This window comes from Paenibacillus sp. sgz302191 (assembly GCF_057749925.1).
On the sequence record NZ_JBYLHY010000016.1, the window covers coordinates 140,995 to 163,736 of the forward strand.

Annotated in this window: 11 protein-coding genes, 21 tRNA genes, 1 rRNA gene and 1 riboswitch; all 33 genes read right to left on the minus strand. The window is 49.2% G+C overall.

Annotated elements, in window-relative coordinates:
- Positions 1-53 precede the first annotated feature (53 nt).
- The gene (cdaS, locus tag AC3G2T_RS22650; RefSeq protein WP_474685777.1) at positions 54-680 is read right to left on the minus strand and encodes a sporulation-specific diadenylate cyclase CdaS; all 627 of its coding nucleotides are present in this window, start codon (positions 678-680) and stop codon (positions 54-56) included.
- A gap of 55 nt (positions 681-735) precedes the next feature.
- Complete coding sequence (locus AC3G2T_RS22655; RefSeq protein ID WP_474685779.1) at positions 736-1,281, minus strand: hypothetical protein; 546 nt, start codon at positions 1,279-1,281, stop codon at positions 736-738.
- A 689-nt stretch (positions 1,282-1,970) separates the two neighbouring features.
- The gene (locus AC3G2T_RS22660; protein WP_474685781.1) at positions 1,971-3,263 is read right to left on the minus strand and encodes a hypothetical protein; all 1,293 of its coding nucleotides are present in this window, start codon (positions 3,261-3,263) and stop codon (positions 1,971-1,973) included.
- A gap of 27 nt (positions 3,264-3,290) precedes the next feature.
- The gene (locus tag AC3G2T_RS22665; protein ID WP_488437006.1) at positions 3,291-12,218 is read right to left on the minus strand and encodes a non-ribosomal peptide synthetase; all 8,928 of its coding nucleotides are present in this window, start codon (positions 12,216-12,218) and stop codon (positions 3,291-3,293) included.
- A gap of 97 nt (positions 12,219-12,315) precedes the next feature.
- Positions 12,316-12,404, minus strand: a riboswitch (cyclic di-GMP riboswitch).
- Positions 12,405-12,688: 284 nt separating this feature from the next.
- Positions 12,689-13,699, minus strand: coding sequence for an aldo/keto reductase (locus AC3G2T_RS22670; RefSeq protein ID WP_474687293.1), 1,011 nt, complete (start codon positions 13,697-13,699; stop codon positions 12,689-12,691).
- Between the two features lie 208 nt (positions 13,700-13,907).
- Positions 13,908-14,975, minus strand: coding sequence for an FUSC family protein (locus AC3G2T_RS22675; protein WP_474687286.1), 1,068 nt, complete (start codon positions 14,973-14,975; stop codon positions 13,908-13,910).
- A 108-nt stretch (positions 14,976-15,083) separates the two neighbouring features.
- Positions 15,084-15,157: transfer RNA gene (locus tag AC3G2T_RS22680), tRNA-Pro, on the minus strand.
- Between the two features lie 227 nt (positions 15,158-15,384).
- Positions 15,385-16,359, minus strand: coding sequence for a FecCD family ABC transporter permease (locus AC3G2T_RS22685; protein WP_488437007.1), 975 nt, complete (start codon positions 16,357-16,359; stop codon positions 15,385-15,387).
- Positions 16,356-17,375: a FecCD family ABC transporter permease gene (locus tag AC3G2T_RS22690; protein ID WP_474687285.1), complete on the minus strand. Its 1,020-nt coding sequence runs from the start codon at positions 17,373-17,375 to the stop codon at positions 16,356-16,358. Before AC3G2T_RS22690 ends, AC3G2T_RS22685 begins: the two co-directional genes overlap by 4 nt.
- 17 nt (positions 17,376-17,392) lie before the next feature.
- Positions 17,393-18,400 (minus strand): ABC transporter substrate-binding protein, encoded by a 1,008-nt coding sequence (locus AC3G2T_RS22695; protein ID WP_488437008.1) that lies wholly within the window; start codon positions 18,398-18,400, stop codon positions 17,393-17,395.
- Positions 18,401-18,583: 183 nt separating this feature from the next.
- Entirely contained in the window at positions 18,584-19,123 is a 540-nt protein-coding gene (locus tag AC3G2T_RS22700) for an ABC transporter substrate-binding protein (protein ID WP_488437017.1), read from the minus strand.
- Positions 19,018-20,175, minus strand: a complete 1,158-nt coding sequence (locus AC3G2T_RS22705) for a helix-turn-helix domain-containing protein (RefSeq protein WP_488437009.1) — start codon at positions 20,173-20,175, stop codon at positions 19,018-19,020. The genes AC3G2T_RS22700 and AC3G2T_RS22705 overlap by 106 nt, the downstream gene beginning before the upstream one ends.
- A 306-nt stretch (positions 20,176-20,481) precedes the next feature.
- Positions 20,482-20,560 (minus strand) — tRNA-Leu (locus tag AC3G2T_RS22710).
- 5 nt (positions 20,561-20,565) lie between these two features.
- Positions 20,566-20,642, minus strand: a tRNA-Arg gene (locus AC3G2T_RS22715).
- A gap of 25 nt (positions 20,643-20,667) precedes the next feature.
- Positions 20,668-20,738, minus strand: a tRNA-Cys gene (locus tag AC3G2T_RS22720).
- Positions 20,739-20,747: 9 nt separating this feature from the next.
- Positions 20,748-20,819 (minus strand) — tRNA-Gly (locus AC3G2T_RS22725).
- A 4-nt stretch (positions 20,820-20,823) separates the two neighbouring features.
- Positions 20,824-20,903, minus strand: a tRNA-Leu gene (locus tag AC3G2T_RS22730).
- A 15-nt stretch (positions 20,904-20,918) separates the two neighbouring features.
- Positions 20,919-20,994, minus strand: a tRNA-Lys gene (locus AC3G2T_RS22735).
- A 76-nt stretch (positions 20,995-21,070) separates the two neighbouring features.
- Positions 21,071-21,142 (minus strand) — tRNA-Gln (locus AC3G2T_RS22740).
- 22 nt (positions 21,143-21,164) lie between these two features.
- Positions 21,165-21,240, minus strand: a tRNA-His gene (locus AC3G2T_RS22745).
- A 26-nt stretch (positions 21,241-21,266) separates the two neighbouring features.
- A tRNA-Tyr gene (locus AC3G2T_RS22750) sits at positions 21,267-21,348 on the minus strand.
- Between the two features lie 36 nt (positions 21,349-21,384).
- A tRNA-Thr gene (locus tag AC3G2T_RS22755) sits at positions 21,385-21,460 on the minus strand.
- Positions 21,461-21,475: 15 nt separating this feature from the next.
- Positions 21,476-21,551: transfer RNA gene (locus AC3G2T_RS22760), tRNA-Phe, on the minus strand.
- Positions 21,552-21,573: 22 nt separating this feature from the next.
- Positions 21,574-21,650, minus strand: a tRNA-Asp gene (locus AC3G2T_RS22765).
- Positions 21,651-21,683: 33 nt separating this feature from the next.
- Positions 21,684-21,760 (minus strand) — tRNA-Met (locus AC3G2T_RS22770).
- A gap of 8 nt (positions 21,761-21,768) precedes the next feature.
- Positions 21,769-21,844, minus strand: a tRNA-Val gene (locus AC3G2T_RS22775).
- Between the two features lie 50 nt (positions 21,845-21,894).
- A tRNA-Glu gene (locus AC3G2T_RS22780) sits at positions 21,895-21,966 on the minus strand.
- A gap of 16 nt (positions 21,967-21,982) precedes the next feature.
- Positions 21,983-22,070 (minus strand) — tRNA-Ser (locus tag AC3G2T_RS22785).
- Positions 22,071-22,085: 15 nt separating this feature from the next.
- Positions 22,086-22,159 (minus strand) — tRNA-Met (locus AC3G2T_RS22790).
- Between the two features lie 22 nt (positions 22,160-22,181).
- A tRNA-Ser gene (locus tag AC3G2T_RS22795) sits at positions 22,182-22,270 on the minus strand.
- Between the two features lie 6 nt (positions 22,271-22,276).
- Positions 22,277-22,352, minus strand: a tRNA-Asn gene (locus tag AC3G2T_RS22800).
- A 3-nt stretch (positions 22,353-22,355) separates the two neighbouring features.
- Positions 22,356-22,431: transfer RNA gene (locus AC3G2T_RS22805), tRNA-Ala, on the minus strand.
- Between the two features lie 46 nt (positions 22,432-22,477).
- Positions 22,478-22,594: ribosomal RNA gene (rrf, locus tag AC3G2T_RS22810) — 5S ribosomal RNA — on the minus strand.
- Positions 22,595-22,742 lie beyond the last annotated feature (148 nt).

Consider the following 22,742-nt stretch of genomic DNA (forward strand, 5'->3'; position numbering starts at 1 on the left):
TAATACAAGGCTGTTAAAAGCGAATCGACACGTGAATTATTGCACGCTGCCTTTTAGCGGACGGCATGGTGGATCGCATTCAGGGGATGCAGCGTCCCCTTATAGGCGAAGGAAGCATGGCCCGTTTCTTCCGAAACGACGAGCACAAGTGCGTCGGTGCGCTCGGACAGGCCGATCGCCGCGCGGTGCCGGGTGCCCATTTTGACATCGCGATAGGAAGCCGCGGAAACCGGCAAAACGTTCGCGGCGGAAATAATGCGGTCCGCCTGGATAAGCACCGCTCCGTCGTGAAGCGGATTGCCGGGATAAAAGATGGATTCCAGGAGCGCGTGGGTCAATGTCGCTTCCATCGGAATGCCCGAATGAATATACGCATTCAGATTGTCGTTTCTTTGGATCACGATCAAGGCGCCATGCCGGCGTTCAGACAAATGCTGAATGCTTCTCGACAAATCCCCATAGCTATCTGTAAAAGGAGACAAGTAACATTGCAAATAAAACGAAGCGGCAGCGGACTCCACTCTTTTGAACGACTCCATAATTTCATTAAGCTCGCCCAACATGCAGGAGTTCTCGGAATCTATGGACTGAAGGCTTTGCTGAATTTGGTCTGCAATGCGGTTCAAATGCAGTTTGATCTCTTCTTTCATCGGCGATACGTCACAATCTTGCTTCTGCATTCGCGGCACCTCGGCATGTTCAGAATAAACCCTGCTTGTTTTATAATCTGTACATTCAACCGCAAATGTATGAAAAAAAGGCAACAAAATCACCCTGCGAGTGACAAAAAAATACGTCTGCTTCAGCGAGCATCGTCAGCATGGCACGGAAGCCTGCGGATGACCAGGCCCAAACAAACGCCTGACCCGATCCCCGCTGTCTAGCTGCACGCAGAAAACCTGCAAAAGTACATCTTTTTGCCCATAGATACATTGTCAGCGCAAAATTCCTGCAATTGTGCAGGCTTTTGGCCGGGCGCAGGGGCTCAGCTCCATTTTCATCGAATATTCCTGTACTTTCGCAGGCTTTTCGCCAAAATGAACCGTTTGCCCGCAAATTCCTGCACTTTCGCAGGTTTTTTACCCGGATCGGCCTGCCAAGCCATCTTATGACCGCCTGCCATGCAGCGCTGCCGACGCCCTTCGGGAGAGTTATGCGTTTGCTCAAGGCGCAAGCCGTTTCACCACGGTCAGCACCAATATCTTGGCGCCAAAAGAACAAATCGTGCACAAACATGCTTGATGCCGGTAGTGGATTTGGTGCGCACATTGCCTCGTTCACGACGCCGGATCGTCGATGACCAACTGCTTGTAAGTCTCCGGAGAAGCCAGCCGCAGCACGATCGCAGGCCTCAAAGTGATCACATTATCAGAAGACGTGTATTCCCATATGTTAACTTGTATATAATCCCTTGATTTACCATCGGTCTCTTACATTGTCAATTGAACCGGTAATAGATGTATTCAATCCATTTTATTGGATAATTCTATCCAATCATCGAAGGCGACCGCGTTCAGAGCCAGTTTGCTTCATCAATCAAAATGCTAGCTCTATGCACTGAACAGTCTGCCAGCCCGAAAACCTGCGAAAGTGCAGGCATTTTCTGTAACAATAGTCCATTTTGGCAAAAAGCCTGCGATTGTACAGGAATTTTCTATGAAAATGGGGTTAAGCCCCTGTGTTCGGGGAAAAGCCTGCACAATTGCAGGAATACTACCATTGCCAGCTATGAACGAGCAAAAAACTGCACTTTTGCAGGTTTTCTTCACGCAGCCAGGCAGATAGGCGATCGGCTCCGGCGTGCAGGTTTCTGAACAGCCTGAAATGAGCAAGCTATGCTGGAATCCGGCTTTTTGCCATATCCGTTCGTGAGCAGCCGTTTTTGCGTCTTTGGGCGGTGTCGGCACAACAAAGAGCCGCTTGCCCCTTCAATGGGAAACGGCTCCTAATTCGTCATTTAACTTTTGAATTCATTCTATCCGCTCTGCATTCAACAAATGTTCCACGGATAAGATCCGGTCAAAAAGACCAAAAACTTCTTCCGAATCGTAAAGATTTTCCATCAGACTGACTTCCATCATCAAACGTCCCGAAAGCGTAGAAGTTGTGAGCAGCAACGACTGGTTTTTGATAGAAAAATAGATCGTATCCACCCATTCCTCCATAATTTGATGCGATATAATTCCCAGATTGGACAAGGTAATGGAAAAATTCCACAGGGGGAATCTTTCAGGCATCGTTTTCATGCTCAATTCAAGGCACTGTTGTTTATATGTCCGATATGAATTGGAAAACGAAGCAAAAAAGATCGACAGCGCATAGGGAATCCCTCTTTTAAACCATTTGAACGCGGATTTCACCTGTCTGTCCAAATTCCTATCCCGGAAAAATTGCATCGGAAGGCTCGCGACGTAATTGCCGCACATGGTCTCCGGCGAATAGTTATGCAGAAACTGCAAATCCATGGGCATGGAGACAAACACGCGCTTCTTCCCGGGATCGTGCTGCAGCAGTCCATCAGTCATTCGGAAGCAAATGTATTCGGTCAATGTCATTTTTTTGCTCCGGCATTGCCGTAAAAGCTCACCGGTCTCCTCTTTGCTGAAGCAGTACGATTTTTTGACATAACCGCCGCCTTGCTCCGGCTTTTTACCGTAACTCAAATCGACGGTCTCGCCGGCGCTTCCCGCTTTCCCCAGCCTGAACATAAAACCTATAACAAAAACCGGCATCCATAAAAAGGCGGCGACTCTTCTTTTCATACGCAGCAGCCTGCCGACGGAGACGTTGCCCTCTGCCGTTGTTTGTTTCGGCTTTGCCTCGGGTTCGCCCGAATAATATTCAAGCCATCTCTTGATCCAGAAAACCAAGCTGAGCCCATTAGCCAGCGCATGGTTCATCGCGAATATCATTGAATATTCATTTATAGGGAAAATTCGAAACGGAAGTCTGGAATTAGTTGCGGCATACTGGCTCAGAACCTCCGCCTCTGTAAAATATTTGGCAAGCTGCTTCTTTTCAGCCTCCAGCAAATTCTCCAGCTCTTCCTGTGAAAAACGTCCCCATATAAACGTGTCCTCTTCGAGCTGTTCCACCCTTTTGGCTTGCAGCAAAGGATTGTTCATGATGAGCAAGCGGTAGCTGGAAAGCAATGTTTCGGCATCGATTCTTCTTTTAAAAGTAACCGTTGCGATCATGCTGTTGGATGAAATATAATGTTCTGTTCCAAAAAAGTAAGTACTTGCCAGTTTAATGGCATCCACTCTTTTCCTTCTCCTTCCCTGCCATTTTTACATAAATCCTACATCTGCGGCATGATCCATCATCAGCTTCACCTTTTGGCCGTCCAGCCTTGACCACTCAAACCCTAGCGCTCGCAAAATACCGTCAGTCTTCTTGTTCATCGTCATGAACAACGTTTGGCTCGCCCCCTCAAAGAAAACGTTGGAATGGACAAGAATCCGGGCAACCTCCTGCTGTGTCTCCGCTCCATCGTATTTTTCGAACATATATTCTGTAAAATCATCCATCGGCATCGGCTGGACTTTTACATCCGTTTGATTCAAAAGCTTGGCAAAAGACATCATGCTCACCTGATGGCTGTTAAACAGATGATAGGTTTCATTGTTTAGATTTTCCCGGTCGAACAGCAGTACAACGGCTTTGGCCACCTCATCCGCAAAGGAGAAGTTCATCGTTTTATCTTGAATTGCGGGAACCCGGCCAAGTTTGATCAGCGCTTTTATCAAGGAATAAAATGCATTATCCGAGATATTTTCTTGGAATATCCCCGAAATGGAATCAAAAACGAGGTTCCCGACTCTGAACACATTGGAATTAAGCCCTTTTTCCCTTGCTCTTACAATTTCTTTCTCAGCTTCGAGCTTCGTCATCACGTAATAGTTATCAGAGCTTTGTCCGACATTGCAATCGTATTCCGTGAACACAATGCTGCTCCGGTCTTCTACCCAGCCGCTGCCCACGCTGGTGGTGGAAACGAAATTGTAAGTCTTTTTCTTCCCTGTGCCGGCAAATTCGATCAGTCTTGCGTTCCCTTCCACATTGACCGCATGAAATTCCGAGTAATGTCCGAAATGCTTGACGTTCGCCGCCGAATTAATGATCGCATCGATGGTTTCGGCCAATTGCTCATAGCGCTCCCGGCTCAGTCCGAAACAATCCTTGGTCAAATCTCCGCCAAACACGCACACTCTGTCTTCCCAGCCATTCCGCCCGTCAAACTCGGTGCCAAAATGGAACTTCAGCTTCATCCGCAGTCTCTCCAGTGCCTCGTCGTCGCTTGTTCCCCGAACAGGCACATAAACTTTATATTCCGTATTTTGCAGCAGTTGAAACAAAATATGGATTCCTAAATACCCGGTTCCCCCTGCCAACAGAACATTGCGGTAGCCGGCCCGTTCAGAAAGATTGATGTTCTTATATACCTGATTTTTCTTCCGGTATTCTTTAAGGCTCTCGCGCATTTTCCAGTCAACCTCAGACCCGCCCGTTCCTCTGGCAGCTGCCGCTTCCCGCATGGCATACACGAATTGTTTTAATCTGTCTTTGGAGTATTTGATGTGATCCGCCAAGGTCCGAATCGTCGGATATTGAAAAATGTCGTTAATCCCTACTTCAAAATCGAACGCCAGCCTCGATACCACCTGAATCGCCTTGATCGAATTTCCACCCAGCCTGAAGAAATGGTCATCTATTCCGATCTTCTCCATGCCCAGGATTTCCTGCCAAGCCTTCTGGATTTTCAGCTCAACTTCATTCCTCGGGTTGCTGCCCGTGTCGTCGCTTTCCTGCCATTCGGGCTCCGGCAATGCCTTTCGGTCAATCTTTCCGCTCGGAGTCAGCGGCATTTGATCCAGCTGCATGAAACTGGACGGCACCATGTAATCGGGCAGTGCTTGCACCAGCTGTTCCCGCAGCTCATCCGCTCCCGTTTCTCCTTCTGCTATAAAATACGCCGCCAAATACTTCTCCCTTTGCTTGTCTTCCCTGGCGATCACCGCCGCCTCCCGGACAAGCGGATGCTTCAGCAGCTGCGTTTCGATCTCCCCCAGCTCAATGCGGAAGCCCCGGATTTTCACCTGATCGTCGATTCTGCCCAAATATTCGATATTCCCGTCCGGCAGCCAGCGCGCCAGATCGCCCGTGCGGTACAGCTTTTCTCCGGCTTCGTAAGGATTCACCACAAACTTCTCCGCCGTCAACTCCGGCCGATGCAGATAACCCCTGGCCAATCCGTCTCCCGCAATGCACATTTCCCCCGCCGCCCCGAGCGGCAGCAGCTTTTGGTTCTGATCCAGAATGTAAATCCGGGTATTGTCAATCGGCTTGCCGATCGGTACCGACGCATTGCCCATATCCTCTTCCCGGTACATCCACGCAGTTGCAATTACGCTGGATTCGCTCGGTCCATAGGCGTTCATATACGCCACGCTGTCCTTCCACCGCATGACCAGCTCTTTCGTGATTGCCGATCCGCCCGTCACCAGCTTTTTCAGCGCCGGCAGCCTGCCTGGTTCAATCCCCGCCAGATAAGTAGGCGGAAGCAGCGCAATTGTCATTTGGTTTTCGTCAATGAAGCGTACAAATTCATTCAGATTGTTAATCGTATCGCGCGAAATCAGATAAAGTGTGCCGCCTCCCAGCAAAATCACGAACATTTCCCAGACCGAGGCGTCAAACGAACTGCTGGCAAACTGCAGCATCCGGTCCGATTCGTTCACTCCCCATTTTTCAAGGAAGAAATGCTGGAGGTTGAGCACTCCCCGGTGCTCCACCATCACCCCTTTGGGTTTCCCGGTAGATCCCGAGGTATAGATGATATAGGCCAGGTCCTGCGGCTTGTTAACAGGCTCCGGATTGGCGCCGTCGGCCGGGTCTGTACACTGAAGACTTTCGCCATCCAAATCCATGATCGGGCCCCGGTAGTCGAGCTTGTCCCGGTAATGCTTTTGCGTCAGCAGTATAGAGGCACCGCTGTCTTCCAGCATATAGCGAATCCGTTCCTCCGGATAGTTTGGATCTATCGGCACGTACGCGCCGCCCGCTTTGAGCGTTCCCAGGATGCCAACGACCATTTCGATAGATCGTTCCACTATGATGGCGACGATATCGTCCGGCTTCACTCCCCGCCCCCTCAACACCTTGGCCAGCCGGTTCGCCTGTTCGTTCAGTTCCCGGTAGGTCAGGGTTTGCTGCCCGAAGACCAATGCCGGATGCTCCGCTCTTTGCTCCGCTCGTTCCTCAAACAGCCCATGGATCGTTTGCTCCTTCGGATATTCCGTCTCCGTCCGATTGAAACCATCAAGCAGCACGCCTCTCTCTTCCTCCGGCACGACCTCGATTTTTTCGACCCGTATCTGCGGACAACGTACGATTTCACGGATAATCATTTTGATCTGCCCGGCTACCCGCTCTATTAAGTTTCTGTCATAGGCCAAGCTATTGTAGCGGAATTTGATTTGCAAATCTTTCCCGGGCACAATAATGAAATTAAAATCAAAATTCGTCTGTTCGGAGACCTGAGCGGACAGAATCCTCAAATCCGTTCCGTGGGCGCTCTGTCCTCTGACGGCCTCCTCCATCGGGTAGTTTTCAAAGGCCAGCAGGCTTTGCACCAATCCGCCTCCATGGGCAGTCCGCGACTGAATTTCCGCCAGCGGATAATAGTGATGCCGCTCAGATAGCCATGCCTCCCGCTGCATGTTGGCAATCAGAACCGGGAAGCTATCTTCCTTTTCTGTCCGGACTCTGACAGGAATCGTATTGATAAACAGCCCTACCATTCCTTCAACACCTTGGATTTCCGCCGGTCTTCCTGAGACAACCGTTCCGAACACCACGTCTTGGGTATTGTTGTACCGCTGCAGCAGGAGCCCCCATACAGCCTGCATCACCGTACTTAACGTAGCTCCGTTTTCTCTTGCGATGCTCTCCAAACTCGCCTTCAATTCCTCATTTATCGTAAAATCGTATTCTTCCTGAAAGTATCCCGGATTATCCGCACCGCTTTTGATTTTGGGCAGCGTGGCTGACTGTTCGTACTCCGTGAGATAGTTCTCCCAATAAACCGCCGTCTCCCGGTCATCCCTTTGTTCCAGCCACCGGATATATTGACGGTAAGGATACACCGTTCCTAATTGCGGGGTACTTTCATTATGAAGCGCACTGTAAATTTTCCAAAACTCTTTAAATACAATGCCAAGACACCAACCATCCATGATGATATGATGAAAACTCCAAATCAGCCGGTAACTGTCGTCACTCGTTTTAATCAAGGAAACTCTGATGAGCGGGTCCCGGGTGAGATCAAAGCCCTTCTTCTTATCCTTATCCAAATATGATTCCAAAAAGCTTTCTTTCTCGTTCTCCGTCAAGAAAGAAATATTTCCGAAACATACATCAACCGGCCTTTTCTTTAAAACGACCTGAACCGGTTTTTCGACCTTGTCGTAAACAAAGGCGGTCCGCAAAATATCGTGTCTTTGAACTATCTGCTGACAAACGCGCTCAAATAAACTTTTATCGATCTCACCCTTCAGGCTGAGCACGGCTTGTTCATGATATGCGCGCGAGCTTGGCTCCCTGAGGAAGTGATACAACATTCCCGACTGCATGGGGGTCAGTGTATAAATATCCGCGACATTGGGCCCCGAGTCCCCCATCGCGCGGTATACCTCTTCGATCTCAGCTATCGTAATGCTCTTGGAACTTACGTCACTGGCCGTCAGTTCCGTGTATTCCCGTGATGCGCAATGTTCGATAATTTGCTCCAGATTGCGTTTAAAGCCTTCCGCCAGTCTGATTATCGTAGCCTGTTCATATTCATGCTTGTGATAGGCGTAACTCAGCCGCAGCTTTCCATCGGTCACTCTTCCGTTAATGTCCAAACGGTAAGGTCTTTGCATGCCGGGTGAAACCGTTTCATCGGTAAGAACATCCGAAAGGGTAAATATCTCGGTATCAATATCCCGGTCAAACTGCCCCAGGTAGTTGAAGCTGATCTCAGGATGCAAATCAAACCTTAATATTCCCTCATCCCGAAGAAACGTCTGGTATTTCAAAATGCCGTAGCCGATGCCTTTTTGCGGAATGCGTCGCAGGCTTTCTTTGACGGCTTTAAGTCGGGAAGCCACGTCCTTAACGCCTTCCATATCCAAAATGACCGGATATTGGGCAGTAAACCAGCCAACTGTTCTGCTGATATCCATATCCTGAACGATCTCTTCGCGTCCGTGCCCTTCCAGGTTAACCAGTACCTTGTTTTCTCCCGTCCATTCCCGAACAGCCTCTCCCAGCGCCGTCAAAAGAACATCGTTGATTTCGGTATTGTAAGCCTTATTCACTTCTTTAAGCAGCTTGACAGTCTGGATTTCGTCCAGCTCGATTTCTATATGATCGCTATCCTTATATTTTCTGTCATGAACGGTACGATCTTGGGGAATAGGCTTGATCTCATTTTGTTCCAGCTCGCGCCAGTATGTGATTTCTTGCTGAAGCTCGCCGCTTGCGGCATATGCATAAAGCTGCTCGGACCATGCCAGGAATGAGTCCGTTTTCTCGCTGAACGTGATTTCATCTTCCCTCTCTGCCTGCCGGTATCCCGTAGAAATGTCCTCGAAAAGAATCCGCCAAGAAACTCCGTCAACAGCCAGGTGGTGAATACTTACGCAAAGATAGTCGCCATCTCTCGTTTTAAACAAGCCCGCTTTCACCAGAGGTCCGTGTTCTAAATCCATGCCGGACTGAAGCTTTGCGGCTGCTTCCTTAACGGAGCTATCATATAGCATATCACTTGTAAAATCCTTGACCTCCAGCGAGTACAGCTCGCCTTCCGTGCCCCGGTTGAACAGAATTACCCGTCCCGCCTTCTCCCTCACGACAATACGCAGTGCATCATGGTGTTCCACCAAGCGGTCGAACACTTTTCTTAACCTCTTTTCGTCAAAGCCCTGTTTCCGATGCAGCAGAACCGACTGATTGAAGTGATGTTTGGCTGCGAAAGACTGCTCAAAAAACCATCTTTGAATAGGAGTGGGCATAATTTCACCTGTTACCGTTCCTTGAAAAGCGGCATGTTCGACGGATTTCACATAAGCACTCAATTCTTCAATCGCGGGATGATCAAAAAGATCCTTCAATTGCAGCTTTAGCTTATAATCGTGAAGCTTGGACACAACCTGAATGGCTTTAATGGAATCGCCGCCCAGATTCAGAAAGTTATCCTTAATGCCAACTCTTTCGACGTTCAGAACTATTTGCCATATCTTAGCCAATATCTCCTCTATCTTGTCTCTCGGCGCCGCATATTCCACACCCGCATCCGCAATCGGATCAGGCTCGGGCAATGCCTTTCGGTCAATCTTCCCGCTCGGAGTCAGCGGCATCCGATCCAGCTGCATGAAGCTGGACGGCACCATGTAATCGGGCAGTGCTTGCATCAGTTGTTCCCGCAGCTCATCCGCTCCCGGTTCTCCTTCTGCTGTAAAATACGCTGTCAAATACTTTTCCCTCTGCTTGTCTTCCCTGGCGATTACTGCCGCCTCCCGGACAAGCGGATGCTTCAGCAGCTGCGTTTCGATCTCCCCCAGCTCAATGCGGAAGCCCCGGATTTTCACCTGATCGTCGATTCTTCCCAAATATTCGATATTCCCGTCCGGCAGCCAACGCGCCAGATCGCCCGTGCGGTACAGCTTTTCTCCGGCTTCGTAAGGATTCGCCACAAACTTCTCCGCCGTCAACTCCGGCCGATGCAGATAACCCCTGGCCAATCCGTCTCCCGCAATGCACATTTCCCCCGCCGCCCCGAGCGGCAGCAGCTTTTGGTTCTGATCCAGAATGTAAATCCGGGTATTGTCAATCGGCTTGCCGATCGGTACCGACGCATTGCCCATATCCTCTTCCCGGTACATCCACGCAGTTGCAATTACGCTGGATTCGCTCGGTCCATAGGCGTTCATATACGCCACGCTGTCCTTCCACCGCATGACCAGCTCTTTCGTGATTGCCGATCCGCCCGTCACCAGCTTTTTCAGCGCCGGCAGCCTGCCTGGTTCAATCCCCGCCAGATAAGTAGGCGGAAGCAGCGCAATTGTCATTTGGTTTTCGTCAATGAAGCGTACAAATTCATTCAGATTGTTAATCGTATCGCGCGAAATCAGATAAAGTGTGCCGCCTCCCAGCAAAATCACGAACATTTCCCAGACCGAGGCGTCAAACGAACTGCTGGCAAACTGCAGCATCCGGTCCGATTCGTTCACTCCCCATTTTTCAAGGAAGAAATGCTGGAGGTTGAGCACTCCCCGGTGCTCCACCATCACCCCTTTGGGTTTCCCGGTAGATCCCGAGGTATAGATGATATAGGCCAGGTCCTGCGGCTTGTTAACAGGCTCCGGATTGGCGCCGTCGGCCGGGTCTGTACACTGAAGACTTTCGCCATCCAAATCCATGATCGGGCCCCGGTAGTCGAGCTTGTCCCGGTAATGCTTTTGCGTCAGCAGTATAGAGGCACCGCTGTCTTCCAGCATATAGCGAATCCGTTCCTCCGGATAGTTTGGATCTATCGGCACGTACGCGCCGCCCGCTTTGAGCGTTCCCAGGATGCCAACGACCATTTCGATAGATCGTTCCACTATGATGGCGACGATATCGTCCGGCTTCACTCCCCGCCCCCTCAACACCTTGGCCAGCCGGTTCGCCTGTTCGTTCAGTTCCCGGTAGGTTAAGGTTTGCTGCCCGAAGACCAATGCCGGATGCTCCGCTCTTTGCTCCGCCCGCTCCTCAAACAGTCCATGGATCGTTTGCTCCTTCGGATATTCCGTCTTCGTCCGATTGAAACCGTCAAGCAGCACGCCTCTCTCTTCCTCCGGCACGACCTCGATCTGCGAAATGGGAGTTTCACTTTGTTCCATGACTTGAGTGAATAAATAATCAAAGTGGCGGATGACGTTTTCTATAGGGATGAGCTTTTCAAACACCTGTATCTGATAGTCAAAATTTACGGCTACATCCGCTTCTCCTTCTTGTCCCCATATCAGAAGTGTAAGCGCATTCCTTTCGTGATGATGCGGCATGCTTACGATCCGGCACGCTGCGCCGTTAAACGATTCTCTCGTTTCCTGTTCTTCAAAAGAAAGCGATATATCAAACAAATTTCCTTTTTCGTGGACATCCTCGTAAACCGCCCGATAAATTTCGCCGAAAGATATTTTCTGATGCCGATAGCACTGCATAAGCTCACGCTTGATGAACTTTATCAGTTCTTTGAAGCTTATATCCTGCTCGGGACTTATCCGAAGCGGCAGCACATTGGCGAAGTGTCCCACGGTCTGCTTATACTGCGCTTTGCCCCGGTTAAAAACCGGGACGCCGATCACCATTTCGTTTCGATTGCAAACCCTGCTGAAGTAAAGGAACAGTATGCCTAAAAAGTAGTGGAACGACGAACAACCTTCCTCCTTACAAAATTCAACCATTTGATCGTACAATGCCTTGTTTATTGTTAAAGTTTCCCTATTGCTCCAAACAGAATCGCCGTAATCATCATCCGTGTTCAAACCTCTGCTTAGCAAAGGCTCGGGAACGGTTCGATATTTGCTCTGCCAGAACTTCCTATCCTTCAAAAAGGCTGAAGAATTCAAATAATTCTGGTTGTCAGAGATAAAATCGGTATAGGAATAGGAAGGTCTGTTCATTTCCCCAATTCCTTGAGCCAATTCATTGTAATTTTCAAACATTTGACTGATGAGGAGGGCAAACCCCCATCCATCAATGATCATATGATGAACTTTAAGTAAAATGAAATATACACCCGGTTCGCCTTGTAATAATTCAAATCGAAAATAATTGTCCTTCGGTTGAAAAATTTTCAAAAACTCTTTTTTCATCCAATCCAGGCAAAAGGAATTCGGATCTTTCTTCCCCGAAAAATCATGAAACGGAGCTTCATAGTCGATTTCCGGCAGGATTGTTAAATAGGGCTCGCCCTTTTTATCAATAAGACGAGTTCTGAGAGAATCATTCTGCCTGATTAACAACTGAATGGACTTCTTAAAGATAGCCGTATCCAGTTTTCCTTTAACCTCAATGTACCCGCCAAGGTTGTAAATAGGTTTTCCAGGGTGCATACTTTGCTCGAGCCATATATCTTTCTGATAGGAACTTAACGGATACTCCTCGATACCTATCACGCTTGTTTCCATAACGTTTCCCCCTGTTCTCCGAATGATTTTTCGCTGCAATAAAAAAAGCCTGTTCCCATAGTTAAGAAGAACAGACGACAAATTTCGCCCAGTTTCCTTCGGCAACCTGGCAATCATGGCTGTTTATCCAGCTTTAGACCCATGGCTTTGTGTCCACCACTTTCGAGGTGTTTACGATTAACGGGAAATAACATAAGTATGTTGTTTTACATCCTTACCAGAAACTTGGCTTCATCCATTTACATAAACGGCCCCCTCCCATAGTTTTATACAGCCTTCCGGTATTCGCCGAGACTTCTGCACAACTTTAGCGGCTTAATTCCGTTAGCATGATGAATCCGCGATCCGCTTAGTTCGCTGTTCTTAGATCGATATACCTATGGAATTAATTGTATTATCTAAAAAATATCGAATTTTGTCAATAAATTCTAAGTTTTTAATAAAATTCATGATAAGTATATTGGTCACAATTACTTCGATCTCAGCACTTGGTTGGAAATGCTGCTGACCATCTCAATCTCTCCGGCTGTCAAGGTAAACTGCATCGCCTTCACATTTTCCTCGGCATGAGTTACTTTTGAAGCCCCAGGTATCGCAAATACGTTCTCTCCGTGGGCATTAATCAACCAATTCAAGGCAATCTGCGTTGGCGTTGCGTTATATTGTTGAGCCAACTGTTCCAACGTTTCAATCAGCGGCTTTGATTTCTGCAAGCCCGACTCCCGGAATGCCGCTGTCCACTTGCGCGGACCCGTGATCGACTTGACCAAGGATGGATTTTTGTGAAATTTGCCGCTTAAGATCCCTTGCATTAATGGGGAGTAGGCGATGATCGCCACGCCGAGTTCTTTAGCCGTATCCAAAATTCCGTTCTGTTCAATTCTCCGGTCGAGCAGGCTATATTTCACTTGATTCGAAACTAAACGAAGGCCATGCTCGCGCAGCACGCGATCGGCCTCGCGCATTTGTTGCGCGGAAAAGTTGCTTACACCCACATATTTAATCTTCCCTTGCTCGACTAAACTAGCCATAGAATTCATCATGGCGGCAACCGAAGCAAAGGAGTAAGGAGAATGCACCTGATAAAGGTGAATCGTCCGGTGATCCAACTGGCGGATACGTTCATCAATCGTTGCCGTGATGCTGCCTGCGGTGCGAAAAGCCGGCCACCATTTCGTAGCGATATTCGCCTGTGCCGCGAGCGTTCCGCCAATCTCATTCAGCGTGCCGGCAAGTAGCTGCTCAGACTGTCCGCCACCGTACGCTTCAGCAGTATCGAACCAATTAATTCCACCTTCCAAGCTGGTCTGAACAATTTGCCTTATATCCTCTCTCCGCAGCGCCGGCCAGAATTTCCCGACGAGCCCTTTTCCGTTGCTGAACTGCCAGCATCCAAGCCCCAGCGGTGACAGCTTTAAATCCGAGTTGCCCAGCTTGCGTAATTGCAATGAAGCTGCCGTAGTTACTGTTTTCTCATCCATGATGCTTCCACCATCTCCCGTAAAATAATGTGTAGAGTTTTTTATAAAATATATGGAAAAACCACCTTCAGAATCCTTTTTTGTTATATCGGTTAAAAAATGGCGATTTATTAACAAAATGTGCTTTATACCATATGATTAACCAAGTTTTTCCATACGGGCGCAAAAAACCGCTGCCCCTTTTCGGGGACAACGGCTCCTCATTTTGCTACTTCAATTTTATGCTTTTCAGCAGCGCATCGATCGGTTCCTTCTCGTCCGTATCTCCGCGATGGTAATGTTCCACAAGCTTGTCCAGCCGCGCTACCTGATGGCCGTAATCGTACATGGCGGCCGCCACGACCGAATGCCGCAGCATACCTCCCGGCCCTTCGGAAAACTGCTCGATGATCGTCGACATAAAACGTTCGCTCTCCGCCTCCATCTCCAGCCCTTCGGAGCTGTCCGCCTTCAGTTTATCATCGAACTTCAGCAGCACGTGCTCGTGGAATTTGATCAACTTCTCCAGATGGCCGTCAAAAAACGCATCGGTTTGCGGTGTGCGCGCCGCCTGAAAATAATGCTCCTCCACGGCGTCCAAAACCTCAAATCCTTTGTAAATGGCGCGCAGCATTTGCTTGTAGATGACTAATTGGCGAATGCGGCTGAAACCGGCGCGCTTAAGCTTTTTAACTTCCTCTTCCATAAGCTTGTATTTATTCGCCAGCGACTGCACAGCCCCCTGCAAACTGTCTTTTTCGTTGCGAAATACGTTCTCCTTCATTTCATCGGAGATAACCGTCCGCAGCAGCAGCGAAAGTTTGTTGAAAACGCTATGGATCTGCGCGGCAAACTGCTCCTTCGGCTTCGGCGGGAAAAAGAGGATGTTGATCAGGCAAGCGCAGCCGATTCCGATCAAGCTGAGCATAAACCGGTTGACGGCAAACTGCCACTCGGACGAAGCGTCCATCACCGCCACAACCGTAACCAAAGTGAGCCCAATCGTTTCCTCCATGCCCATCCTCAGGCAGATGATAATAACCAGAATACATACGATCCCGATTGCAATTATATTGTTGGAGAAAAACATCCCGGCCAGCAGAGCCAGAGCAGCCCCCATAATATTCGTTTGCAGTTGATCCAAAAAATAGCGCCATGATCGGTAGATCGAAGGCTGCATCGCAAAAATAGCCGCTACCGCCGCGATAACGGGAGGGGTAAAGTTCAGCCAAGCGCTGATATATAATGCCATTGTTACCGCAATTCCTGTCTTCCACACGCGTGCGCCGAAAACCACGAAGCCCTCTCCTTTTCCTCTTCATACTGTCATTATATCTAAAAACAAAAAAATAAGCATTCCCGGACAGCCGACTGACTGCGCCGATCATGCTTATTTGTTGAAAGATCGGGACGACACGATTTGAACATGCGACCCCCTGCTCCCAAAGCAGGTGCTCTACCAAGCTGAGCTACGTCCCGAAAGTACCGGTGAGAGGACTCGAACCTCCACGGTTTCCCACTCGATTTTGAGTCACTTTGGATATTATACCACGAGCGGAATTTAAGTCAAGAACAAGGAAAATAAAACCCACGAAAGACTTGCAGAATCTGGGATTTTCGCGGGTTTTTTTGAATAATTCGGAGACAACCGAAAAAGAAACCATTTTTAGCCGTTGGGAAGACTGATCAATCGGACAGGTTGTCCGCTACTTCTTACGCAGCAGTAAAAAGAGAAAATATGGCGTTCCCAGTATGGCCGTAACAATGCCTGCCGGAACCTCTATCGGAGGCATAATGATTCGCCCCACCAGGTCGGCGGTTACTACGAGAATAGCACCCAGCAAGGCTGAAACGGGCAGAACAAGCCTGAAATTTGAGCCCACCAACAGGCGGGCCAAATGAGGAATGACCAGTCCGATAAAGCCAATGGTTCCGGCTACGGCAATAGCGCTGCCTGCCATAACAACAGCAACAGCGATTAGCATGAGCCGCGTTCTCTCCACTCTCATACCCAGCCCACGTACAATTTCCTCGCTCAGCAATAGCGCATTAAGAGGACGCGAACAGAATAGAGCGGCGACAAGCCCCATAACCGTCCATGGCCAGATCATCTCCACATGCTCCCAACTGCGCGCATACAAGCTGCCTTTGAGCCAAATCAGCGCCTGCGCAGCAGACGGAGAAAATTTGACAATAAACAACGTAATCAAGGCCTGGATACCTGTGCTGACTGCTACTCCACATAGAGCCAGACGCTCCGGCATAAGTCCGTTTTTGTAAGCCAAACCGTACACCAAAAGTCCTGCGGCAATAGAGCCGCCAAAGGCAAACAGCGGCAGCATAGCAGCCGAGAATGCGGGTACAGCCAGAATCAGCACCACAGTAGCCAATCCGCCACCAGCCGTTACGCCGATCAGATCGGGAGCTGCCAGAGGATTGCGGGTAACACCTTGAAGAATAGCTCCAGCTACTGCCATGTTCACTCCGACACAAATACCGATCAACAGCCGCGGCAACCTGTAATCAAAGGTAATCCCTTCCTTGAAGCGAATCTCCTCTATAACTTGGGCAAATGGAAGATTTACAGCACCAAGATGCAAGCTAAAAAAAATCATAATAAGAAGGAGAACGGCGCTAAAGCTCATTATCCATATCCAGCGATGCTTGCCCTTCCGCATCATGACCGCCACCCTGTCTTCCGGCGCATCACATACAGGAAGAACGGCGTTCCCAACAGCGCAGTAATAATTCCCACGGGAATATCTGCCGGATACAGCACCCACTGTCCACCCAGGTCAGCAAGCAACAACAGATCAGCTCCTGCCAAAGCAGATACAGGAATAATTCTTCGATAATCAGCGCCAACAAGCTTTCTGACGATGTGAGGTACCATCAAACCTACGAAGCCGATAGGCCCTGCCAAAGCAACCGCACTTCCCACCATGACAACGCTCAGAACAAACGCCAGTCCCCTGATTTTCCTAACCTGCTGACCAAGACTGCTGGCTGTCGCTTCACCAAGTGTCAAAATATTAAACTGCCCGGCAATTAATAGCCCTATGACAGCTGCTGGGATGATAAAGAGCAAAGCGATTCGCACATCGGCCCAGGTTGCACCAGACAATTTCCCTGCCATCCAGTACAAAATTTCGGATAAGTTCTCATCGTCCAGAATCAGAAAGCCTGTCGTTAGGGAACCCATTAAAAATGCAACGGCAATTCCAGCCAAAACCAGTCGAGTTGAGGTATATTGTCCTCTCAAGGACAGTATGTACACGATACTTCCTCCAATGGCTGCACCGACAAAAGCAGATAGGAGAATCGTAACCGAAACATCCTTCTGTCCCAAAAGAACGAGCGCCAGCACAACGAAGAAGGAGGCGCTTTGGTTAATTCCCATGACTTCCGGGTCTGATAGCGGATTGCGAGTAATGCCCTGCAACAGACAGCCAGCTACAGCCAATCCCCCGCCAATAATAAGGGCAAGAACAGCTCGGGGAAGACGGACAAACCAGACCTTATAGGCAAGTATATCTGTCTCATCCATACTCGCGATCTCCTGTAAACTGCTCCATCTCAGTCCTTTCAATCCGAGAAAAACGGAGATCGCAACAGCCAGCAGCATCAGAACCCACAAGCTGGAAATCAGAAAGAATGGGAAAGGAGGAGGGTTTGTTATGCCCGTTTTCTGATCCATACGTAATCCCCCCGGAATCAGTTGCTCGGGCTCGTGATTTTCAAAGCTTGTTCAAGAATAAGCTGTGCCGCACGTGGCCCCCGTCCTTTGGACCACAGGTCGCGGCTTACCGCAGTAGCCTGGTTTGCTTTGACAGCCTTGAGGTTTTTGTACAGGGGATTGGACTGCCATTTACCAAGATCACCATAATAAAACAAGTAATCCGGATTGATTTCGCTTAACCGCTCCAGACTCAGTTTGGCAATGTCCGTTTTGCTCTCCGCAGCAGACAAATCCTTTTTCCCGTCAAAGGCGTAGTTGACTCCAATTGCAGAAAGCAAGGAACCGACGAAAGAGTCTTTCATCCAAACTGTTGAATCATCCTCAAAAGCACCAATGACAAGGACTGTAGGAGCACCCTTCAACTTTTCCTTGCCTGCTTGAATCTGCTTTTCAATCTCCTGCTTCACCGCTTTAGCTTGCTCCTTTTTATCCAACAGGGTGCCAACGCTAAGCAGGTTCTCCAACACTTCCTCATAGCTGTTATCGTCCAGCGCAATCGTCGGCGCAATTGCTCCCAACTGCCCTTTAATCATTTCGTGCCGGTCAGGATTAGCAATGATTAAATCGGGCTTGACGGATTTCAGAACCTCCAGATTGGGCTGTTTGGCTTGTCCCGTATTAGTAATTCCATCTGCCTTGACAGTAGCTTTCAGATAATCGGGAAACCCGGACTCACCGATCCCGACAGTTGCCGCCGGCACAACATCCAGGACAGAAAGCAAGTCTATGAAGGAGTAGTCAAGAGCAGCAATTTTTGTTGGTGCAGCTTTGATTGACGTTTCTCCCCAAACATGTTTCACTGTGAATTCTGAACCGTTTGCTGCCGAAGTCGCAGATGAGGGAGCGGTGCTGTTTGCGGCCCCAGTGACACCCTTTCCTTCATTGGTCGTGGAATCGGATTTTTCGGCGCAGCCCGCCAGAAGTGCAGCACTCAGCATGAGGGCAGCAATGGAGCAAGTAAAAGTCTTGTTGAACATTTGCATCTGTCTATAACCTCCCGTATTGGTAAACATATTCTGGCGATTTCATTTCCTCCAAATACGAGAATGAGAATGATTATCACCAACACATAACAACACGATTATAGACAGATGAAACCAATAAATCTATGAAGAATATTGCCCGATTATTTGTACAATATTGCTTCGGCCTGTTCTATCACATATTCAGGGGACAAACAATCGCACTGTCTCCTCCAACATCATTTCATGACTTAAAGCAGAGTAATCCAGCCAAGGATAGTACGAGTCCAGTTGAAACCATCGCTGTTTCCGCACGGCTGTAAGCTCTCTCCACTCCGGGCTGTCCATCAGCTTGCGGTACAATCGGGTATCTTTTTTCCTGGGCGAGGTCATAAGCAGTATGTAGTCTCCGTCGAAGTTGGGCAGTTCCTGCGTTGAGATGGTTTTGCGCCAATGAATTTGGCTGACTGCATGAGGCGGCTCAAGCTTCAAATCATGATAGAGGACACTGCCGATATTGCGTCCAATCCCATAAACGCACAGCTTCCCGCCCACAATCCGCAGTACAGTCACAGTCCCTTCCCCAATCTGTCCGCGGATTCGCTGACCAGCCTGAGCAGCCTTATAGTCATATTGCTCTAACCAACGGCTTGCTTCCTTTTCTTTGCCCAGCGCCAAGGCGATTTTATTGAATCGTTCCCGCCATTCCAGCTTCCAATAGGGTAAAACAACCGTTGGTGCAATGCCGACAGTTCCGGGCTGTCACTGACAATCAGGTGAGGCTGAAGGTCTATCAGTTCGTTCCACTTCCCCTTCGTATACATATGCAAAGGAACAGAATCCATCATGTGCTTGTTCAGATGCGGCCCACCAATCCTGCCTTCCGTCAGGACAGAAGCATAGGGAATCACACCTAAAGCCAGTAAATCTCCGTTGTAGGTATAACGCGTAACTACAATCTTTTGACGATATTTTTTGCTATAGGCGGCTGGAGAATAGCCCGTTTCTTTTTTGAACATACGGCTGAAATAGGATTCTTCGTTATAGCCTACACTCTGAGCGATGTTCTGCAGGGAGAGATGGGACAGGATAAGCAATTCCTTGGCCCGATTGATCCGCAGGCTGGTTATATATTCCTTCACTCCAATTCCCCTGCTCTTCTTGAACAAACGCGAATAATAGCTGGAGCTAAAGCCGGACATGTGCGCCAATGACTCCAAAGAAATCGGCTTCATGTAGTTTTCCTTCAGATAATCCAGCGTCCGCTCAATCCCCTGCTGCGGATGATCGCCCTGGGTGTCAAACTCGTTAGCCAGAATGTACAGCAGCTCATAGAACAAATGTTTCTGCTGAAAGTATTCTCGTTCACCGCCTGTACCCTCGGTAATCTGATGCATCTGCTGAACCAGTTGGGTAATCTGAGCTGGATTTGATATCAGCACAGCGCCCTCTATTGGGAAAGATCCGGAATCTTTACGGTACACCGACCAGTTGTCATTGATCTTGTGAGGGATCATGACAACAAAGGTCAACATGTAATACTCCAACATCTGGTCTTCATTCACTGCTACTTCCAGCTTCTGCCCTCTCGCAATAAAAAATACACTTCCCGGCAAAGCCTGGTGTGTATCGTCGCGAATACGCAGCAGCCCCTTCCCTTGATGAATCAGCAGCATGGTGTGAACTGCGGCGCTTTGGGACGAATGAATCTGATCCGGGCTGCATCGCCTCAAGGATATACTCTCCAGTTGAAGCAGCATTTCGTTCAAAGCCTGAAATATGGTAACGTGTGACATTCAACTCCCCCATTATACATTGAAAAAATAGCCCCTACACTCCGACTATAGCAATCCCGCTTAGTTCTTTGTACAAGCCATATCCTTATTGTATGCCATTCCTGGGCGACAGGAAACAAAGCGCTATTTAGCACTTTTTTGCAACCAAAAATTTTTTGATGAATGGGTCGCTTTTTCTTCTCTCATTGCCAACAGAGTTAATCCTGTACTTCGATCAATAGCCCAGGTGATGAACGGCGTACTCAATATCAAATAAAAAAGCCCATTAGATTATATCCCTAATGGACTACTCGATTATAAATATGATACCGGCGAGAGGACTCGAACCTCCACGGTTTCCCACTCGATTTTGAGTCGAGCGCGTCTGCCATTCCGCCACGCCGGCTTAAGTGGCGTGCCCTGAGAGATTCGAACTCCCGACCTTTTGATTCGTAGTCAAACGCTCTATCCGGCTGAGCTAAGGGCACACGTATATAATTCATTTTTTAAAAAAGGCACTACCCAGATTCGAACTGGGGATAAAGCTTTTGCAGAGCTCTGCCTTACCACTTGGCTATAGCGCCAACAAACTAAGCGGAAGACGGGATTCGAACCCGCGACCCTCGCCTTGGCAAGGCGATGCTCTACCCCTGAGCCACTTCCGCATAATGCGCGTAGAGGGACTTGAACCCCCACGGTCGCCCGCTAGATCCTAAGTCTAGTGCGTCTGCCAATTCCGCCATACGCGCATGGTGTTACTAAAATGGTGAGCCATGTAGGACTCGAACCTACGACACCCTGATTAAAAGTCAGGTGCTCTACCAACTGAGCTAATGGCTCAAGCTATAATTATGGGGTCCCCGCAAAGTAATCGGAATTCGCTTCAGAGCTTATCTTCACTTTGTGGGGTGTAGTACTGGGGATCTAGGATTCGAACCTAGGCATGACGGAGTCAAAGTCCGTTGCCTTACCGCTTGGCTAATCCCCAATATGTAATTCGATGAAATAAATGGGGCGATCGATGGGACTTGAACCCACGAATGCTGGAGCCACAGACCAGTGCGTTAACCCCTTCGCCACGACCGCCGCGTCAAAAAGTTGTTTAAAAACAATGGAGGCTGATGGATTCGAACCACCGAACTCGAAGAGAACAGATTTACAGTCTGTCGTGTTTAGCCACTTCACTAAGCCTCCGCAAAACTAAACCTTAATCGGGATTCCGAAAAGTAATGGTGCCGTCGAGAGGACTTGAACCCCCAACCTACTGATTACGATTCAGTTGCTCTACCGATTGAGCTACAACGGCATACTAGGTTGTTCATGGTGGCTCGGGACGGAATCGAACCGCCGACACGAGGATTTTCAGTCCTCTGCTCTACCGACTGAGCTACCGAGCCTTGCACTTTCATGGTTAAAAAATGGCGGAGCCGACGGGATTCGAACCCGCGGTCTCCTGCGTGACAGGCAGGCATGTTAGGCCTCTACACCACGGCTCCACACTAGATAAAACGCCTCAACCTTCAGGAGGTTGGTTGCGGGGGCAGGATTTGAACCTGCGGCCTTCGGGTTATGAGCCCGACGAGCTACCGGGCTGCTCCACCCCGCGTCGACAGATGGTGGAGGCTGACGGGATCGAACCGCCGACCCTCTGCTTGTAAGGCAGATGCTCTCCCAGCTGAGCTAAGCCTCCATGGGATATTGGAATCAACTTCGCAAATTCCTTTGCTTGATGAATCCTTATGACCCGTAGGGGATTCGAACCCCTGTTACCTCCGTGAAAGGGAGGTGTCTTAACCCCTTGACCAACGGGCCTTGTATGTATTCCTGACGGAGAGAGAGGGATTCGAACCCTCGCACCGCTTGCGCAGTCTAACCCCTTAGCAGAGGGTCCCCTTGAGCCACTTGGGTATCTCTCCAAAATAAAACCTTAGTAGCGGCGGAGGGGCTCGAACCCCCGACCTTACGGGTATGAACCGTACGCTCTAGCCAGCTGAGCTACGCCGCCAAGCGAAATGCTGAAAGCAGTACGGAGAAGGAGGGATTCGAACCCTCGAGACGCTTGTGACGCCTACACGATTTCCAATCGTGCTCCTTCGGCCAGCTCGGACACTTCTCCATAATGTGGCTCCCCGAACAGGACTCGAACCTGTGACAACTCGATTAACAGTCGAGTGCTCTACCAACTGAGCTATCAGGGAATATGGTGGAGCCAAGCGGGATCGAACCGCTGACCTCCTGCTTGCAAGGCAGGCGCTCTCCCAGCTGAGCTATGGCCCCTGATTGAATCAACTCGAGAGAAAAAAAACCCACTTAGTGGGTATTCGCTTGGCAACGTTCTACTCTCCCAGAACCCTTCGGTTCAAGTACCATCGACGCTGGAGGGCTTAACGGTCGTGTTCGAGATGGGAACGTGTGGATCCCCTCCGCCATCATCACCAAACAGACAAAGTGCTCATTTGCACCCTGAAAACTAGATACGAAACTTGCGTAAAGTGTGAGTTAAATTGTATAGGTTAAGCCCTCGACCGATTAGTATTCGTCAGCTCCACACGTTGCCGCGCTTCCACCTCGAACCTATCTACCTCGTC

Excerpts from the sequence above, each read along its gene's own strand:
- cdaS (WP_474685777.1), bottom strand. The coding sequence starts at position 680 with ATGCAGAAGCAAGATTGTGACGTATCGCCGATGAAAGAAGAGATCAAA.
- AC3G2T_RS22665 (WP_488437006.1), bottom strand. The coding sequence starts at position 12,218 with ATGGAAACAAGCGTGATAGGTATCGAGGAGTATCCGTTAAGTTCCTAT.
- AC3G2T_RS22670 (WP_474687293.1), bottom strand. The coding sequence starts at position 13,699 with ATGGATGAGAAAACAGTAACTACGGCAGCTTCATTGCAATTACGCAAG.
- AC3G2T_RS22685 (WP_488437007.1), bottom strand. The coding sequence starts at position 16,359 with ATGATGCGGAAGGGCAAGCATCGCTGGATATGGATAATGAGCTTTAGC.
- AC3G2T_RS22690 (WP_474687285.1), bottom strand. The coding sequence starts at position 17,375 with ATGGATCAGAAAACGGGCATAACAAACCCTCCTCCTTTCCCATTCTTT.
- AC3G2T_RS22695 (WP_488437008.1), bottom strand. The coding sequence starts at position 18,400 with ATGCAAATGTTCAACAAGACTTTTACTTGCTCCATTGCTGCCCTCATG.
- AC3G2T_RS22705 (WP_488437009.1), bottom strand. The coding sequence starts at position 20,175 with ATGTCACACGTTACCATATTTCAGGCTTTGAACGAAATGCTGCTTCAA.